The 16,434-nt window shown below is 38.8% G+C and carries 17 protein-coding genes; all 17 read left to right on the top strand.

Features of this window, described 5'->3' with window-relative positions:
* The first annotated feature begins 333 nt into the window (after positions 1 to 333).
* Entirely contained in the window at positions 334 to 723 is a 390-nt protein-coding gene (locus HDE70_RS09895) for a hypothetical protein (RefSeq protein WP_183889706.1), read from the top strand.
* A 273-nt stretch (positions 724 to 996) separates the two neighbouring features.
* On the top strand, positions 997 to 3,339 hold the full coding sequence (locus HDE70_RS09890) for a TonB-dependent receptor (RefSeq protein WP_183889704.1): 2,343 nt from the start codon (positions 997 to 999) through the stop codon (positions 3,337 to 3,339).
* A gap of 9 nt (positions 3,340 to 3,348) precedes the next feature.
* Complete coding sequence (locus tag HDE70_RS09885; RefSeq protein ID WP_260160267.1) at positions 3,349 to 4,320, top strand: DJ-1/PfpI family protein; 972 nt, start codon at positions 3,349 to 3,351, stop codon at positions 4,318 to 4,320.
* A 528-nt stretch (positions 4,321 to 4,848) separates the two neighbouring features.
* Entirely contained in the window at positions 4,849 to 5,070 is a 222-nt protein-coding gene (locus HDE70_RS09880) for a hypothetical protein (RefSeq protein WP_183889702.1), read from the top strand.
* Between the two features lie 199 nt (positions 5,071 to 5,269).
* The gene (locus HDE70_RS09875) at positions 5,270 to 6,052 is read left to right on the top strand and encodes an MbnP family protein (protein ID WP_183889700.1); all 783 of its coding nucleotides are present in this window, start codon (positions 5,270 to 5,272) and stop codon (positions 6,050 to 6,052) included.
* Positions 6,053 to 6,056: 4 nt separating this feature from the next.
* Positions 6,057 to 7,142, top strand: a complete 1,086-nt coding sequence (locus HDE70_RS09870; RefSeq protein ID WP_183889698.1) for a cytochrome-c peroxidase — start codon at positions 6,057 to 6,059, stop codon at positions 7,140 to 7,142.
* Positions 7,143 to 7,144: 2 nt separating this feature from the next.
* Positions 7,145 to 8,002: an MbnP family protein gene (locus HDE70_RS09865; protein WP_260160265.1), complete on the top strand. Its 858-nt coding sequence runs from the start codon at positions 7,145 to 7,147 to the stop codon at positions 8,000 to 8,002.
* 5 nt (positions 8,003 to 8,007) lie between these two features.
* Complete coding sequence (locus tag HDE70_RS09860) at positions 8,008 to 9,054, top strand: cytochrome-c peroxidase (protein WP_183889696.1); 1,047 nt, start codon at positions 8,008 to 8,010, stop codon at positions 9,052 to 9,054.
* Between the two features lie 2 nt (positions 9,055 to 9,056).
* Positions 9,057 to 9,983 carry a transporter gene (locus tag HDE70_RS09855; RefSeq protein WP_183889694.1) on the top strand — a complete coding sequence of 309 codons (927 nt, stop codon included), beginning with the start codon at positions 9,057 to 9,059 and terminating at the stop codon, positions 9,981 to 9,983.
* A gap of 10 nt (positions 9,984 to 9,993) precedes the next feature.
* Positions 9,994 to 10,722, top strand: a complete 729-nt coding sequence (locus HDE70_RS09850; RefSeq protein ID WP_183889692.1) for a DJ-1/PfpI family protein — start codon at positions 9,994 to 9,996, stop codon at positions 10,720 to 10,722.
* An 86-nt stretch (positions 10,723 to 10,808) separates the two neighbouring features.
* Positions 10,809 to 11,111: a hypothetical protein gene (locus HDE70_RS09845; RefSeq protein WP_183889690.1), complete on the top strand. Its 303-nt coding sequence runs from the start codon at positions 10,809 to 10,811 to the stop codon at positions 11,109 to 11,111.
* A gap of 5 nt (positions 11,112 to 11,116) precedes the next feature.
* The gene (locus HDE70_RS09840) at positions 11,117 to 11,743 is read left to right on the top strand and encodes an SCO family protein (protein WP_183889688.1); all 627 of its coding nucleotides are present in this window, start codon (positions 11,117 to 11,119) and stop codon (positions 11,741 to 11,743) included.
* Positions 11,740 to 12,126, top strand: coding sequence for a hypothetical protein (locus HDE70_RS09835; RefSeq protein ID WP_183889686.1), 387 nt, complete (start codon positions 11,740 to 11,742; stop codon positions 12,124 to 12,126). Before HDE70_RS09840 ends, HDE70_RS09835 begins: the two co-directional genes overlap by 4 nt.
* A gap of 28 nt (positions 12,127 to 12,154) precedes the next feature.
* Positions 12,155 to 13,021 (top strand): AraC family transcriptional regulator, encoded by an 867-nt coding sequence (locus HDE70_RS09830; protein WP_183889684.1) that lies wholly within the window; start codon positions 12,155 to 12,157, stop codon positions 13,019 to 13,021.
* A gap of 50 nt (positions 13,022 to 13,071) precedes the next feature.
* The gene (locus tag HDE70_RS09825; RefSeq protein ID WP_183889682.1) at positions 13,072 to 13,467 is read left to right on the top strand and encodes a hypothetical protein; all 396 of its coding nucleotides are present in this window, start codon (positions 13,072 to 13,074) and stop codon (positions 13,465 to 13,467) included.
* A 180-nt stretch (positions 13,468 to 13,647) separates the two neighbouring features.
* Positions 13,648 to 15,093 carry a c-type cytochrome gene (locus tag HDE70_RS09820; RefSeq protein ID WP_183889680.1) on the top strand — a complete coding sequence of 482 codons (1,446 nt, stop codon included), beginning with the start codon at positions 13,648 to 13,650 and terminating at the stop codon, positions 15,091 to 15,093.
* Positions 15,094 to 15,098: 5 nt separating this feature from the next.
* The gene (locus tag HDE70_RS09815) at positions 15,099 to 16,430 is read left to right on the top strand and encodes a c-type cytochrome (protein WP_183889678.1); all 1,332 of its coding nucleotides are present in this window, start codon (positions 15,099 to 15,101) and stop codon (positions 16,428 to 16,430) included.
* The last annotated feature ends 4 nt before the right edge of the window (positions 16,431 to 16,434 follow it).

Raw genomic sequence — 16,434 nt, 5'->3', positions numbered from 1 at the left:
AATAATTGTTAATTTTTTTCTTCAAAGATCGAATCAATCAAATATCCTTTTTTTTAGAAAATCAACTTCTTGTAAAATTGAGAAAGGATTATAAGCTTTCTGAGCGCTTTATCGATTTCATTTTTGTAATCCGGTAAATCAACATCCTCTTATAAAAAGATAGCTCTTTTAATTAAAAGTTATATGTTTTTCTAAAATTCCTACATAAGTAGTTAGACAATTTACTATGCAATCTAAAATGGCTCATATAATTGATAATTTCCTTAAAACGTGTGATAATAATATGATCGTAATTTTTTAAGTGGACAATAAAGCTTAATTTTGTGCCGAATTATGTTCAAAAGTGCTATTGCCATAGTTATTTTAGTTTCACTGATGTTATCTAATTTCAGTAGGCTGTTTATTTATACCAGTTTTGACCTGAATCAAAAATATATTGCTAGTACACTGTGCGAAAATAGGGATAAGCCCGAAAGACATTGTAATGGGAAATGTTACTTGATGAAAAAGTTAAAACAAGCGGAAGAAAAAGAAAAGAAACAAGAGCAAGATAGTCATAGGAAAGGATCTGTTGATCCATACATTTTGAAACAAAGTATTACACTGTCTCTATTCTCTAATCAAATAAAGAAAAGCCATATTCTTGAAATCGCTTCTGATTTGCCCAATTTTAGTTTAGAAATACCTCATCCACCGCCTTCCACATTTAATCCCATTTCTTAATTAAAGATCATTTGCTCATCGTCTTTTTTGTCTTTTGACAATTCAGATCATGACGCTATTTTATAACATCGACAGCTAGATGTTTACGTAAATTTTATTTATTACTCGGTAATTCAGGTTCTATCGGACATTAATTTAAGTGTATCCCTATGAATGATTGATATATCACTCGTTCCTAAATGGGATTATATGAAGTACTTTCCGGTATGTAAAAAAATAGATTTTTCAGCTAAGTCGCAATAGATTACAAAAAACAATTACAAATAAGATTTCATGAAGCAGTTCTTATACATAATACTTGGAATATTTTTAACCGCAAACGTGCAGGCGCAATCCATAAATGGGAAAGTCAACGCATCAAATGGGAGCCCTATTGAAACAGCAACCATCAGTGTTTTAAACAGCACTAAAGTGACTACTTCTGATAAGAACGGCAAATTTAGCCTCATTTTAACGGAAGGAAATTATCTGTTGTCAATAAGCGCTGTTGGTTTTGCCACTCAATTTAAAAAGGTTACCATAACTAATCAGGCACCCATCAATTTAGTGATCGAACTTCAGGCAGCTAACCGGCAGCTGAACGAAGTAGTTGTGACTGCAGACAATAAGCAGCAGGATGTTCAAAAAGTTCCTGCTGCAATTACTGTGTTAGATGCCAAACAGATTAAGGACTATCGCCTTTGGGATATCACCAACCTGACCGCGATCGCACCTAATTTGTTTACCGTAGAACATGGTAACAGCACGAGTTCTAATTTCTTCAACATACGCGGGGTGATGGGGTTTTCCAATGAACAAGCTGTAGCCACGTATGTAGATGGTGTTTACCAATTTGATTACTTTTCTGCACCGCCCTTGTTTAATGATGTACAAAGTATTGAGATCCTGCGAGGGCCGCAGGGAACGCTCTATGGGCGTAATGCTTTTGGTGGTGTGGTAAATATTACCACCAAACAACCAGGTAATACGCCAAGTGGATATTTTGAAACCACGTTTGGCAACTACGGACAACAGCGTTATACAGCAAGTCTATCAAGCCCAATTGTCGCGAATAAACTTTTTGCCAGCGGCTCTTTTACCTATAATCATCGAGGATCGATCTATTACAACGAATTTACTAAAAGCGGTTTCGACCGGAGAGAGGACTACTCAGGCAATTTCAACTTGCGTTACCTGCCATCGGCGAATTGGTCACTTGCACTGAATGCAAAATTAGAAAATGACAATGACCGTGGCAGCTTTCCCTGGCTGGGATCAATTGAAGAAGTATTCGCTAAACCATACCAGGTGAACACCAACAACACAAATGTGGAACGACGGAAAAATTTCAATACCTCTTTAGCTGCCAATTACTATGGCAAACATTTTAACTTTACTTCAGTGTCTTCTTACATTGACTGGCATGCTTATTACGAGGGAAAGGGAGTTGATTATGACTTTAGTCCTTTAGATGCCCTAAGTACCGCACCCGATCAGCGGCAGCATATTCTTTCGCAGGAAGTTAGATTTACCTCGCCATCGGCAAGTCGGAGCCAGCTTAAATGGGTGGCAGGAGCCTATGGATTTACGCAAAACACTCATATGAATGCACCCACTTTCTTTGGGTCTGACTACGTATTACTTGATCCTAAAGCTACCAATGCCCCGTACACGAGCACCAGTTTGAGCAGCGGTAATAACAAAGGTTATGCCTTTTTTGGACAAGCAACTTATGCCATCACAAACAAATTGGACTTTACTGCGGGTATCCGCTATGACCACGAGACCCGTAGTCTGAATCAATACACCGATTATGAGAAGGATCCTGATCCGGTAGTCTCATCACCAAAGCAGTATTACACAGCAAATTTCAATGCAGTAACCCCAAAATTTGTCCTGAGCTATAAGTTACAGGATAACGTGTTATTGTATGGCAGTTATGCTCGTGGTTTCCGTGCAGGGGGGCTTAATACCAATGCTAAAAATCCCGCACAAGTTCCTTACCAGCCCGAGCATTCGGATAATTACGAGATCGGCTTGAAAAATACGTTTTTGGACAATAAGCTGAAATTAAACCTGACCGCTTTCTACCTGGAACAGCATAACCAACAAATCAGCACGGCAATGGACGGCATCAATGCATTGATCCTCAACGTGGGAGAAATGCATAACAAGGGGATGGAACTCGAAGTCACCGCACTGCCGGTAAAAGGTTTACAGATCGACTGGAATGCCAGTTATTCCCATGCACGCTATGCATCGCTGTTATTGTACAGTGCTGATGCAGGTGCAGTGGTCAACTTTAAAGGAAATAAACCGATCAATACGCCGCCGGTCAGTTCAATGCTGGCGACTCAATACACCTATGACTTCGCAGGCAGCAAACATAACCTGTCTGCATTTATCCGGGGAGAATATCGCTATCTGGGTTCATACGAATTTGATTTTATCAACAATAAGAACCAATCTGCTTACAGTTTATTCAATGCAAAAGCGGGTATAAGTACAAAACATTTTGAACTAAACTTTTGGGCCCGAAATATCACCGATAAAAAGTATATAGCCTATGGTTCTTTTAATTCATTCCTGTTAGGAAGCCCAAGAACTTATGGAACAACCCTTATTGCCAAATTCTAAAAAACAAGAATGATGAAAAAACTATTTTTTGCTGCAACCATGATGTTCATGCTTGCAGCTTGTAAAAGCAAAACAAAGGATCCAGGAACAACAACCAAACAGCATAATGAACAACAGATGCCAATAAGCTTTCCTGAGCCTAAAGTGAAGATTAAGACCGTAGGCATTTTACTTTATGATAATTACGCCGTTTTGGATGCTATGGGGCCCTATCATGTATTGAGCGAACTGATGGGTGCTAAGGTGTTTTTTGTGGGGCGGCATAAAGGACTCATCACTACGGGAAATGGCCTGAAAGTGCAATGTGACTCATCCATCGCTGAGGTAAAGCAGTTAGATATCTTAGTTATTCCCGGCGGATTGAACGAAACTTACATGGCTACTAAAGATACCGTTCTGCTGAACTGGATAAAAGCGATCGACCTTCACTCTAAATATACCACAAGTGTGTGCACTGGTGCCTGGATCTTAGCTGCTACCGGTTTATTAAAGGATCAGCAGGCCACAACGCATTGGTTTGGAAAGCAAATCTTGAAAGATCAATTCGGAATAATCCCTCAAAATAAGCGCTATGTGAAAAGCGGTAAGTATTGGACCAGTGCTGGTGTTTCCGCCGGTATTGATATGAGCCTGGGCCTGATCAATGAAATCAGAGGCGAAAAGTATACCCAAATGGTGATGCTGGATCTGGAGTATGACCCGCAGCCACCGGTCAAAGGAGGCAATGAACAAAATACCGATAAAAATATTGTGGAGAATGTGCGTTCGATGTACAACAGTGCTATAACACCATTATTACATCCTGAAAAAACATCGGCAAATATAAAAATCGATAATGATAAAGACCCGGTTTGTGGCATGTCTTTATCAGCAGGCTATGCAGACACGGCCAATTACAAAGGAAAAGTTTTTGGTTTTTGTTCAGCCATGTGCAAGGATGCCTTCAAGGAAAATCCAGCTTCTTACCTGGGAACAAAATAATAAGGGACAATCATACATCTCGAAAAATCACAACCTGCGTTTAATTAAGAGAACGCAGGTTATTTAAATAAATATAACTTATTTTGATTGAAACTAAGCTACTGGCTGATATTCCAAGCTGTATAACAAGAGTACGAATGTATATCCAGGACATTAGGCATAATTTTAATAGACCCATAACTTATTAAAGGGTTTGTAATAAAATACTGAGGATCAATAAATGCGTTACTTTGTTGAATGTGAAATAAATAATATGAATTTGTAGTCACGTTTATCTAAACATTAAGCCTGAATAACTAAACTATTAATGTCGCCACAAATTTTTAATTAGACAATAAAACCTTACTTTTGCGGAGAATTATGTTCAAAAGCGCTGTTGCCATATTTATTCTAGTCTTACTGGTGTTGTCTAACTTCAGCATGCTGTTTATTTATGCCAGTTTTGACCTGAATCAAAGTTATATTGCCAGTACACTTTGCGAAAATAGGAATAAGCCTGAAAGACACTGTAATGGTAAATGCTACTTGATGAAAAAGTTAAAACAAGCAGAGGAGAAAGAGAAGAAGCAAGAGCAGGATAGTCAAAAGAAAGGATCTGTTGATCAATTCATTTTGAAACAAAGTATTACAATGGCTCTTTTTTCTAATCAAATAAAAAAGAATCACCCTATTGAAATCTCTTCAGCTTTGCCAAAAGTTAATTCTGAAGTACCTCATCCACCACCTGCTACATTTAGTCTCATTTCTTAGTTAAAACATCACTTTATGCATTACTTTTTTGTCTTTGGACAATTTAGGTATTGATGCTATGCCTTTGAGCGATCATAGCGAGATGTTTACCTCAATTTATTTATTGTCTTTAATACAGTTGCTGTAATTCAGACTGTATTGATCACTACCTATTAAGTATGTCTCCTTTTGGACGCACCACAAAATTTATACAACAAAAATGAAAAAATTATTATCTATCATAAGTTTATCTACTTTATTATTTACATCATGTTCAAAAGACAGTGATACAGTTCCGGCTGAAGCCGACGGTAAAGCAACTGTTTCCTTTGATGCGGTATTCGGATCCCAGGATTTTGCATTAAATAAGGACTTTACTTCTGGGACAAAGACACTTAATTTCAGTAAATTCAGATATTGGGTAAGTAATGTTACCCTTGTAAATAGCAAAGGTGAAGAGTACAAAGTGCCTAATTCTTACTATCTGGTTGAAGAAACGAGCGCTGTTCCTGTTCAGGATGGAGCATTTACCTATCCTGCTAAAAAGCGGGAAGATGTGGTTTTGTCAAATATCCCATTGGGAGATTATAAAACCATCAAATTTTCTATCGGTGTAGATCAGAAATACAATGACAATTTAAGTCTGCAAACAGGCGAACTTTCTCAGTTAAATGGGATGACTAATGTCTCCTGGATGTGGATGACCAGTTATATTTTCTCATCTGTTGGCGGTAAAGTAACTGAAAACGGTTCATCTAAAACTTTATTAGTAGAAACAGGCTTAAACGCAAATTACAAAACAGTAACACTTGATTTACCTCAAGCCGTTAAAATCAGTTCTGCCAAGGATACTAAGATTGTTTTAAATGCTGATGTGGCGAAAACCATTGATGGTATGGATGTGGTAACCAATCCAGTGGTTGGCGCTTCAAAAGCAGAAATAATGGCGGCAGTTGCAACAAACTATTCAACAAAAGTATTTTCAGTAAAATCTGTCAACTAATCCAATGGCAGGTAAGATCGCAGATTTGTGGATTCCTGTCTTTATTCTATTACTGGCTACTGTATCATCTTGTAAAAAGGATAATACCGTTGAAGAACCTAATCCGGTACCTCATGCTATAAAGCTGGAGGTGCCGGGTAACTTCCCGGCTGCTCAGCAGGATCTGGATAACCCATTAACTGCTGAAGGAATTGAATTGGGCAGAATGCTTTTTTATGACGTCAGGCTTTCTGGCAACAACAGGATTTCCTGTGCCTCTTGTCATCGTCAGGATCTTGCTTTTACTGATGGAGTAGCATTGAGTACGATTGGCGTTTCAGGCAAAAAATTAGACAGGCATGCTCCTGCATTGTTTAATCTGGCCTGGGCAAAAACCGGACTGTTTTGGGATGGCGGTTCGAAGAACCTCGAATCTCAGGCATTTGGGCCTTTGACTAGTGCTGATGAGATGCATCAGGACCTTCTAGAGCTGGAAAGTGAACTGAAACAAATACCTGGTTATGTAAGCCTGTTTAGAAAAGCGTTTAATGAGGATATTAAATCTGCAAATATGGTGAAAGCATTGGCTCAGTTCCAGCGTACGTTGGTTTCTGGTACTTCTAGATATGACAAGTTCAAAAGAGCTGAAGCAGGGGGCAGTCTTTCAGCTACTGAATTACTTGGCATGAGCCTGGTGAACAGCAAATGTAAATCTTGCCATAGCGGGGAGTTGTTTACGGATGATGGTTACCATAATAACGGCATTGATGCTGCTTTCACCGACGAGCATGAAGGGATTTTTCAAGGTCGTTTTAGGGTGACTTTTGATCCCGGCGACATGGGTAAATTCAAAACGCCTTCACTAAGAAATGTAATGCTCACTGCGCCTTATATGCATGATGGCAGATTTAAAACCATTGATGAGGTGCTGGATCATTATCAATCCGGGATTAAAATCTCTCCGACTACAGATATGTTGCTTAATCAGAATCATGGTCAGGCAGGCATACCGCTTTCTCAAACAGAAAGAGAGGCAATTATTGCTTTTCTGGGTACGCTTACCGATTATGAATTCACGACTAATAAAAAAATTAATAACCCTAATCCATAATCATGATGATTACAAAAGGAAAAAGCTTAAAATCAATACTGCTTTTCAGCTTCATGCTGCTATTTGCAGCCTGTTCTAAAAAAGACGATTCTACTCCAGATTTTCAGAAAGAAAACCTGGCACCACTTTCTGTTGAGTTTGATAATATTGTGGGGGAACGAACATTGGCTTTTAACAATACAGGCAACCCCTATAAAAATGCGGAGGGTGAAGCCTTTACGGTATCAAGGGTTCAGTATTTCATCAGTAATATTAAGGTCACCACTGCGGCTGGAAACATCTTCACCGTAAATCCAGACAGTAGTTATTTCCTGATTAAAGGTGATGACAAGGGCACCCGGTTTGCGAAGGTCAATGTGCCTGAAGGAGATTATACCAATTTAACCTTCACATTAGGTGTAGATAGTTTGCGTAGTACTATGCCAATAGACAAACGTACAGGGGTACTCGATCCTGCAGCTGGTGGTGGTCACGATGGCGGTGGGATGTATTGGGGTTGGAACAGCGGTTACATCTTCTTTAAGTTCGAAGGGAACTCGAATGTAGTATCAGATGACGCAAATGGTGATCCTACGGGCAAGAAACAGATGAAATACCATATTGGCTTTTTCGGCGGTTACAGTGCACCGACACTCAATAACATTAAGTTGATTAATGTAGATTTAAGGACAGCAGGAATAGCTAAAGTAAGGAAAGACCGTCAGAGTAACATCCATCTTTTTGTTGATATAATGAAGGTTTTTAATGGTAAGAATAGTTTTAGAATTGCTGAACATCCAAATGTGATGTTTGACGATTTTACTGCTAAAATTGCAGTGAATTTTCTTGAAATGTTCAGACATGACCATACTGAAAATTAAATACCATGAAGAAGAAACATTGGATCGTACTGTGTCTTTTTGGCCTTTTTATATTGGCCTGTAAGAAAGACAATCCGATCAAAGAAGAGATAGAAAAGTTTCTGGGATTTCAAAAACCGGCGAATTTTCCGGAGCCTGTGTATAATTTTGCCAATAATCCAGTTACAAAAGAAGGGTTTGAACTAGGTAGGGCGTTGTTTTACGAACCCAGACTTTCACGAAACAATACCATTACCTGTGGCTCTTGCCACATCCAGTCTTCTGCATTTACGCAGCACGGACATGATGTGAGCCACGGTATCGATGACCGATTAGGAACACGTAACTCACCGCCAATTATGAACCTCGCATGGAGCAAGGCATTTATGTGGGGTGGTGGCGTTTTTGATCTTGATCTTCAACCGATCACACCTATCACTACCCATGAAGAAATGGATGAAAATCTTGATAATGTATTGAACAAAATCCGTGCATTGCCTAAGTACACAGCCATGTTTAAAGGTGCTTTTGGAACAGAAGAAGTAACAACGGCACGTTTCATGAAAGCCTTGTCTCAATTTATGGTAATGTGTGTGAGCAGCAATTCCAAATACGACAAGGTGATGCGTAAGGAAGCTGGCGCAACCTTTACGGCAAATGAGCAGGCAGGCTATGTAATATTTAAAGAAAAGTGTGCCTCTTGTCATTCCGAGCCTTTATTCACCGACGGATCTTTCCGTAACAATGGTTTAGGAATCAGTACGATCAATGACAAAGGCTTATATGGTGCTACGCTAATAGAAACAGATAAATATAAGTTTAAGGTACCATCACTAAGGAACTTGCAATATACTGCACCTTATATGCACGATGGGAGGTTTTTATCACTGGCTGGTGTATTGGAACATTATAATTCGGAGGTTCAGGCTACGCCTAATTTAGACCCGTTACTGAATCAGAATGGAAAGCTTGGCATAGCATTAAATGAAGATCAAAAAGCTAAACTTACAGCATTTCTGAATACCCTGAACGATATGGATTTTATCAATAACAAAATGTTATCAGAACAATAGATATGAAAAATAAAATAATGACTGCGCTGGTGTTGGTTATGATAAGTATAACAGCTACCCGGGCATGTGATATATGTGGTTGCGGTGTTGGGAGCTATTATTTGGGGATTTTACCAGAGTACAATAAGCGTTTTATTGGCTTACGCTATCAGCATAAAACATTAAGGACTCATCTGGGTCCTTTCGGAGAACGTACGCCAATCACAGCTGAGGAGATTTACCGGAGTGCGGAGCTTTGGGGTGGTTGGAATTTTGGAACTAGATTTAGGGTACTGGCTTTTGTACCTTATAATTTCAATGAACGTGTTAGTCAGACTGGAAATGGAACAAAAACAGGGTTGGGTGATATTGCCCTTATGGGATATTATAAATTGCTTGACCACAAAGGGACTTTGGGTGAACGTTTGTTGGTTCAATCTTTATGGATAGGTGGTGGAATTAAGGTGCCTACCGGAAAGTATGAGCCTACTGAACGTTTAGCTGTAAGCGAATCTCCGAACAACTTCCAATTGGGAACTGCTAGTACAGATTTTACCTTAAATGCGGCTTATGATATCCGTTACAATGATATGGGCGTCAATGCCAATGTGAACTATAAGATCAATACAGAAAATAAGTATGAATATCGTTATGGTAACAAATTCACCACAAATGTATTGGCCTATTATAAATTCAGGATAGCGAATAAAGTAACTGTTGCTCCTAATATTGGCGTACTTTATGAAACTGCGTCTAAAGATGTGGAAAGTAAGAAATATGACGTAGCTGTATCAGGTGGATATTCTCTATCTGCTGTTGGTGGTGTAGAGGTAGCGATGAAAGGGGTTTCATTCGGCGCTAATTATCAAAATGTGCGGTCGCAGGATCTTGCAGGAGGTAGAGCGTATGCTGGAAATCGCCTTATGGTTCACATGTCCTTACCTTTTTAAAGGAATAGCTATGAATAGATGTTTTTTGAAGATTGCCTCTCTTCTAGTGCTATTAATTACTAATGGTTGTCATGATAGAACTGCTGAATATGTTGAAGGGGGTAGTGCAGTATTAAATGTCGCCATTTTTGTTTACCCAGGTGTGGAACTGCTCGATTTTGCAGGGCCAGCTGAAGTTTTTAGTAATGCCAAAGGATTTCGTGTGTATACAGTTGCAGCAGATTTGGGACTGATGCGAACTGAAAAATCTGTAATTCGGATTTATCCCGATTATACAATTTCTAATGCCCCGCAACCTGACATCATCGTACTTCCGGGAGCCCCATTGGAAGAACTTGATCCTGTGGTGAACAATAGAGAAGTAATCAATTGGATAAAAGAAGTTCATAAGAAAACTAAGTTAACGATGTCCGTATGTACAGGTGCACAACTCTTGTCAAAAGCAGGTATATTGGATTATAAAACTGTTACTACACATGCTGAGGCTATAGATACTTTACAAAGGCTTACACCTAATTCGAAATTCGTAGGCAATGTAAGATTTGTGGAGCATGGCAAACTGCTATCTACAGCTGGGGTTTCTGCTGGTATTGATGGAGCATTACATGTTGTAGCCAAATATAGAGGAATGAAGGAAGCACTATTTGTAAGTGCAATAATGGAATACGATAAATGGGATGCAAATGCTGGCCTTGTGGTTGGAAAACCCAATATTAAACAAGTTGCCAATACTAAATAGAGGAACACTCTGAGAAGTATGATTGAAAAAAGAAGATCAGGTAATATAACAGTAGTGTTCAAGTAAATTATTTAATTTAAAGAATTATGAAAAGTTTAATAAGTCTATTAAGTACATTGGGAACAATCATACTAATGTGTTCAATGACCAATGTGAATCCATCACCAGCAATAACTGGAATGAGTTCTGAATGTTCTAATGACACCACAAAAATTAGAATTGCAGAAAAGGACCTGGCTGATAAAAAAGATCCGGTATGTGGAATGCCTGCATTTAAATTTTTGGCAGATACGGCTGTTGCAGATAAAAAGGTCTATGGGTTTTGCAGCAAATCTTGTAAATCCAGATTTGTTAAGAATCCAAAAGCTTATCTTAAAACTAAAAAATAATTGTTTTGAAAATTGTATTGGTATTGGTCTTTATTGTATTGATTTTTGGTTGTTCCAGGAACGAGATCCGACTGCCTATACTTGGAAATCCTGAGGTGATTGGAAAAGATACCATTTACCCGACGATCAAGCCTTTCTCATTTACCGATCAGCGAAATGAGCTTGTAACAAATGATACCTTTAAAGGGAAGGTTTATATTGCTGACTTCATCTTTTTATCCTGCCCAACAATTTGTCCCAAAATGACTATACAGATGAAAAAGGTATATGATGCATATTATTTGGATGAAGATGTGTTATTCTTATCACACACTATTGATCCAGAGCATGATACTGTTGAAAAACTCAGGGCGCATAGTGATGCATTAGGGGTCGACCCTCTAAAATGGCATTTCGTGACCGGTGAAAAAGAGGCCATTTACTCCATTGCCGCAGATAGCTATTTTGCCACAGCACATGCAGATAGTAAAGCACCCGGTGGATATGTACACAGCGGGGGCTTGTTGCTGATCGATAAAAATCAACACATTAGAGGAGTCTATGACGGAACCAGTGCTGAGGAAACGACAAGACTGATTTCAGACTTAGAAATTTTAATAAAAGAAGAGTTCCCTGGACGGGCTATTAAATGAGAAAACTACTATCCATATTTTTACTTGCTGCTTTTTTATTTCAAAGCACGAATAAGCTATGGATTATGGTTTCTTTTTATATCCAGCAAGATTATATTGCAAAAAACATCTGTATCAACAGGTTTGATCTGATCCCAATTTGTGAGGGTCAGTGCTATTTGACCAGCCAACTTAAAAAGAGTGATAAACAGGAACAGAATATTCCGGATATCAAACTGAAAGATGTCCAACTCTTTTTTGCTCAATTGGTTAATTTCAAATTTTCATTTCTGAAATCCCCGGTTTTAAAACCAACGATTTATCCACAGTCACAACAGCATCAAAGTGATTTTTGGTGTTCCATCTTTCATCCTCCGCAGTCAATTATACTTTCTGAAGTTTAAATCATATCACAAACACATCTAACACATCATGCAAACAACAGAATTACCTGTTTGTAGCATAGGTTTATTTGGTGATAGCATCAGGCATTTCTGGATGGGTGAACTATCTGGTTTAGTCGACACATTTCCGATTTTGGAGTACCCACACAGGCAAGACTTTTATGCTTTGCTGCTTGTGGATAATGCTTTGGGAGAAGTAATGGTAGATAACCAGCGGATACGCCTACATGACAATGCAAAAGCAATCATCATTAAACCAGGCTGCATTTCAAGTATCGATTTTAACAGACAGGCAAAAGGGCACATTATTTGTTTCACCGAGCAGTTTTTTTCATTACGGTATAACAATAATATTTTGTATCAGTTCTCCTTTTTACAAAGAGAGGCACAACCTCATATTCGTCTAAAGGATCAGGAAAAAACACGTTGGCACCAGCTGATCAGATTATCCTATGAAGAATTTATTCTACAGGAAAGAGAGTCAAAAACTGTGCTGCGGTCTTATTTGAATATTATCCTATTCGAACTGAACAGGCTTTATAATCCTGCGGGTTTCTTTAAACTTAATAATATGAGAAAGGAAAAAATCCATCAATTTGAAGAATTGATCGATACGCATTTTCAGTTGAAAAAACTCCCATCTTGTTATGCAGATCTCCTACATGTTAGTCCTAACTACCTAAACAAAATCTGCAAAGAAGAAACCGGTCAGACTGCTGGTGACCTGATCAGAAAACGGATCACAATTGAAGCACAGCGGTTGTTGCATTATACCAATTCATCTGTAAATGAAATTGCCAACCAATTGGGCTTTGAAAGTATATCCTATTTTGTCACTTCTTTTAAAAAACAGACTGGCCTAACTCCTGAGCAGTTTCGCAAGAAGCAAAATTAATGTGTTTAAAAAAAATAGACAGATTTTTAATCTCAAATTAGATTTATATTATGGGAAATGGTCTTCTGGCTTTCTCTGCGGCAACGCCCGCAATACTTTTTACTTACCTGATGATCAAGTTCAATCTTCAGCATTCTGAATTGGAATTACATCCGAAAGGGAATCAAAATCCCAAGTTAAAAAACAGACTTGAATATCTTTTTGAAACTCATTTTGAACGTTTAGTCCCGGTAGAACTTCATAGCAAATACCAATGTCTTTCTGCTTATGTGGATGCAAAATCAAATGGAACGTATATTCTCCTTACTCATGAAGGGAAGAAAGTCCTCATCCTCAAAAAGAACAACTTTGGGTGGTCTGTACTGCATCAGAGCAAAGCAATTGATCAGCCACTCCAGTTTGTAACACCGCTAATTCTGATGTTGGAGCAACGGTTTTATAATTGATAAACTGGTTAGGATTGAATATGTAAATAAAAGGCACGTTTATGTAGTTTTCAAAACCTTTTTTTGATATAAAATTCCATTTTAACACCCGAAGCAGGATTGTTTTTATAAACATCCTGCTTTGTTATTTCTGCTGATTTAGGTGTTTAAAGAGGATTTTTGTAGCCTAATATTTTTGATATGGATATTCCTTTGTTTCATCTGGACTGGCTCAACAATCGGATGTTGATTGCTTTGATTGCCACACTTCATGCGCTGATTAACCATTCTTTGGCCGTGGGTTTTATGCCGCTAGTGGCCTGGCTGGAGAATAAGGGTGTAATGAATAGCAGGCCGGATCAGATCACCGATCCTAAATGGGACAAGATGGTTTACAATATGATGTGGACAGCGTTTATCATCACGACAACTATTGGTGCAATGACCGGAGTTGGTATTTGGTTTTCTGTTTCATTGGTAAGTCCAAACTCAATTGCCAGCTTAATAAGGGTATTTTATTTCGCCTGGTTTACTGAGTGGACGGTTTTCGTTACTGAGGTAGTTTTGATCTTGATTTATTTTCTAACCTGGAAAAATGCGAATAAGTCGCTAAAAGCAAAGATGCGTCACATCAAATTTGGCTGGTACTTAAGTGTGTTCTCCTGGGTTACAATGGCCTTGATCGTTTCTATTCTGGGTTTTATGATGGATCCTGGAAACTGGAACAATGATCGGACATTTATGACGGCTTTTACCAATCCTTTGTATCTTCCTCAACTGATTTACAGAACACCCTTAGCGATGGTTCTGGGTGGAACTTTTGGATTTTTCCTGGTTTCCATATTTACCAAAAGAGGGGATGAAAACCGGATTAAAGCTTTTCAGGCAATTGGCAGATGGATATTGTGCTGGTTACCTTTTGCGGTTGCAGGCTCTATCTATTATTTTAAAGTAATTCCAGAGACTAATCTGGCCAATATGTCTGTAGCTGTGGGTACTCAGTCTTTTCAGGATTGGTATGACATCATGTGGAAAGTCATTTTAGGCGCATCTGCTATTATCCTTGTTGCTGCAGTGATTGGTATATGGAAGCCTAAAAAGCTTGGTGCGCCATTTCTGGGAATTACGTTGATCTTTTCGCTCGCCTTTATGGGCCTTTTTGAACGGGTAAGGGAATTTATCCGGAAGCCCTATATCATTAGCACCTATATGTATTCTAACCTATTGAGGGAAGAAGATTACCCCCTGTATAAGAAAGATGGCGTCCTGAAATGGGCAACTTATACCAGCACACCGGTAATCACACCAGAAAATAAAATAGAGGCAGGTAGAAATGTGTTCATGTTAACCTGTAGTAGGTGCCACACCACACAAGGTGTTAATTCCATCAACTTTGTATTTGACCGGATGTATGGAGGCAAGGGAAAACCTTTTCCAGCAGACGCTATGAAAACATATATCGAGAGCCTCCACAATGCCAGAGAATATATGCCTCCTTTTCCTGGCAATAAAAAAGAAATTGATGCCTTGGTTGCCTATATCAAACAATTACAGGTAACCAGCGAGGTACTGGAGGGGGCGCAAGAAACCGGAGTAGCCGTAAATCCAGACCAATCTGTAGAAGCTTTTAAACCAAAACAAAATTAATACCGATGTTATTACTTCAATCAAAAGTTCCATTACCTCACGATATCCCTCTGCCACTACCCATTCCCGAACCTGTATTGGTGGTTGTTTTAGTTGTTTCATTTTTAGTGCATATCGTTTTTGTGAATCTGATGTTGGGTGGCTCATTGCTTACTTTATGGTGTCAGATTAAAGGCCGAAAAGAAAAGGAGTATGACGAACTTGCTCATGAAATAGCCAAAACGATCACGGTGAATAAGAGTTTAGCAGTAGTGATGGGGGTTGCACCTTTGCTCACGATTAATGCGCTTTACACGATTTACTTCTATACAGCAAATTCACTCACAGGTTTAATGTGGATTGCAATTATACCACTGGTAACTGTAGCTTTTTTGCTTACCTATTTACATAAATATACTTGGAGGATACTTGAAAATAACAAACCGCTCCACATGAGCATCATTGCATTGGCTTGTGTGATCTTTTTGATTATTCCTTTAGTGTTTTTAACGAATATTAACCTGATGCTTTTCCCCGAAAAATGGGGAACCGTAAAGGGGTTTATGTCCGCACTCGTGCTACCTAATGTGTTTCCCCGCTATCTGCACTTTATTTTTGCATCTTTAGCTGTTACAGGTTTATTCCTCTTTTGGTATATCGGCAGGAAAAATTATCCCTTTGAGGAAAAGTTTAAAGTTCTTACCAGATATGATCTTAAAAAGAAATCCTATTCGCTGGTGCTTGCTGCAAGTGCAGCACAGTTCTTAATTGGCCCTGTTGTACTGTTGACACTGCCGTCTAAGGGTATGGGATGGAACTTGCTTTTGATCATTTTCTCGGGGGCATTAATTGCTATACCTGCCATGTACTGGATCTACAAGGCGATAACAGGAAAGCCGGAAGATATCAATCAGAATTTCTGGAAGGTAGCTGTGTGTTTAACTATAACGGTAGTTTTTATGGGTTCAGGAAGACACGTTTATCGCGCAAACTCACTTAATCCACACAGGAAAATGATGGCTGAGAAGACGGCAGCATTTATCAAAGCTTCTGAAGAAGCCAGAAAGAACCCTGTTGAAGAGGAATTGGAATTAGATGAATCTCTGGGTGAAGTTGCGAAGGGGGCAGCCATCTTTAAACAGAACTGTTCAGCTTGTCATTCAAAGGATGTGAAAGTAGTTGGCCCTCCGATTATTGAAATGGAGACAATTTATAAAGGCAATGAAGCTGGGTTAAAAGACTGGATCAAATCTCCTGGAAAGAAGAGGCCTGATTTTCCACAAATGCCTGCCTTTGGAGAGAAATTAAGTGAGGACGATCTGACAGAATTGAGTAAATATATTTTAACCATTAAATAAAAAG

It is taken from the genome of Pedobacter cryoconitis (assembly GCF_014200595.1).
Classification (GTDB): Bacteria; Bacteroidota; Bacteroidia; order Sphingobacteriales; family Sphingobacteriaceae; genus Pedobacter; species Pedobacter cryoconitis_C.
The sequence above is the reverse complement of the archived record's forward strand: the minus strand, read 5'-3'. Positions and strand labels throughout refer to the sequence as shown.

Bases quoted from the DNA above. Each gene is read 5' to 3' on its own strand.
- HDE70_RS09895 (WP_183889706.1), top strand. From the start codon at position 334: ATGTTCAAAAGTGCTATTGCCATAGTTATTTTAGTTTCACTGATGTTA.
- HDE70_RS09890 (WP_183889704.1), top strand. From the start codon at position 997: ATGAAGCAGTTCTTATACATAATACTTGGAATATTTTTAACCGCAAAC.
- HDE70_RS09885 (WP_260160267.1), top strand. From the start codon at position 3,349: ATGATGAAAAAACTATTTTTTGCTGCAACCATGATGTTCATGCTTGCA.
- HDE70_RS09880 (WP_183889702.1), top strand. From the start codon at position 4,849: ATGAAAAAGTTAAAACAAGCAGAGGAGAAAGAGAAGAAGCAAGAGCAG.
- HDE70_RS09875 (WP_183889700.1), top strand. From the start codon at position 5,270: ATGAAAAAATTATTATCTATCATAAGTTTATCTACTTTATTATTTACA.
- HDE70_RS09870 (WP_183889698.1), top strand. From the start codon at position 6,057: ATGGCAGGTAAGATCGCAGATTTGTGGATTCCTGTCTTTATTCTATTA.
- HDE70_RS09865 (WP_260160265.1), top strand. From the start codon at position 7,145: ATGATGATTACAAAAGGAAAAAGCTTAAAATCAATACTGCTTTTCAGC.
- HDE70_RS09860 (WP_183889696.1), top strand. From the start codon at position 8,008: ATGAAGAAGAAACATTGGATCGTACTGTGTCTTTTTGGCCTTTTTATA.
- HDE70_RS09855 (WP_183889694.1), top strand. From the start codon at position 9,057: ATGAAAAATAAAATAATGACTGCGCTGGTGTTGGTTATGATAAGTATA.
- HDE70_RS09850 (WP_183889692.1), top strand. From the start codon at position 9,994: ATGAATAGATGTTTTTTGAAGATTGCCTCTCTTCTAGTGCTATTAATT.
- HDE70_RS09845 (WP_183889690.1), top strand. From the start codon at position 10,809: ATGAAAAGTTTAATAAGTCTATTAAGTACATTGGGAACAATCATACTA.
- HDE70_RS09835 (WP_183889686.1), top strand. From the start codon at position 11,740: ATGAGAAAACTACTATCCATATTTTTACTTGCTGCTTTTTTATTTCAA.
- HDE70_RS09830 (WP_183889684.1), top strand. From the start codon at position 12,155: ATGCAAACAACAGAATTACCTGTTTGTAGCATAGGTTTATTTGGTGAT.
- HDE70_RS09825 (WP_183889682.1), top strand. From the start codon at position 13,072: ATGGGAAATGGTCTTCTGGCTTTCTCTGCGGCAACGCCCGCAATACTT.
- HDE70_RS09820 (WP_183889680.1), top strand. From the start codon at position 13,648: ATGGATATTCCTTTGTTTCATCTGGACTGGCTCAACAATCGGATGTTG.
- HDE70_RS09815 (WP_183889678.1), top strand. From the start codon at position 15,099: ATGTTATTACTTCAATCAAAAGTTCCATTACCTCACGATATCCCTCTG.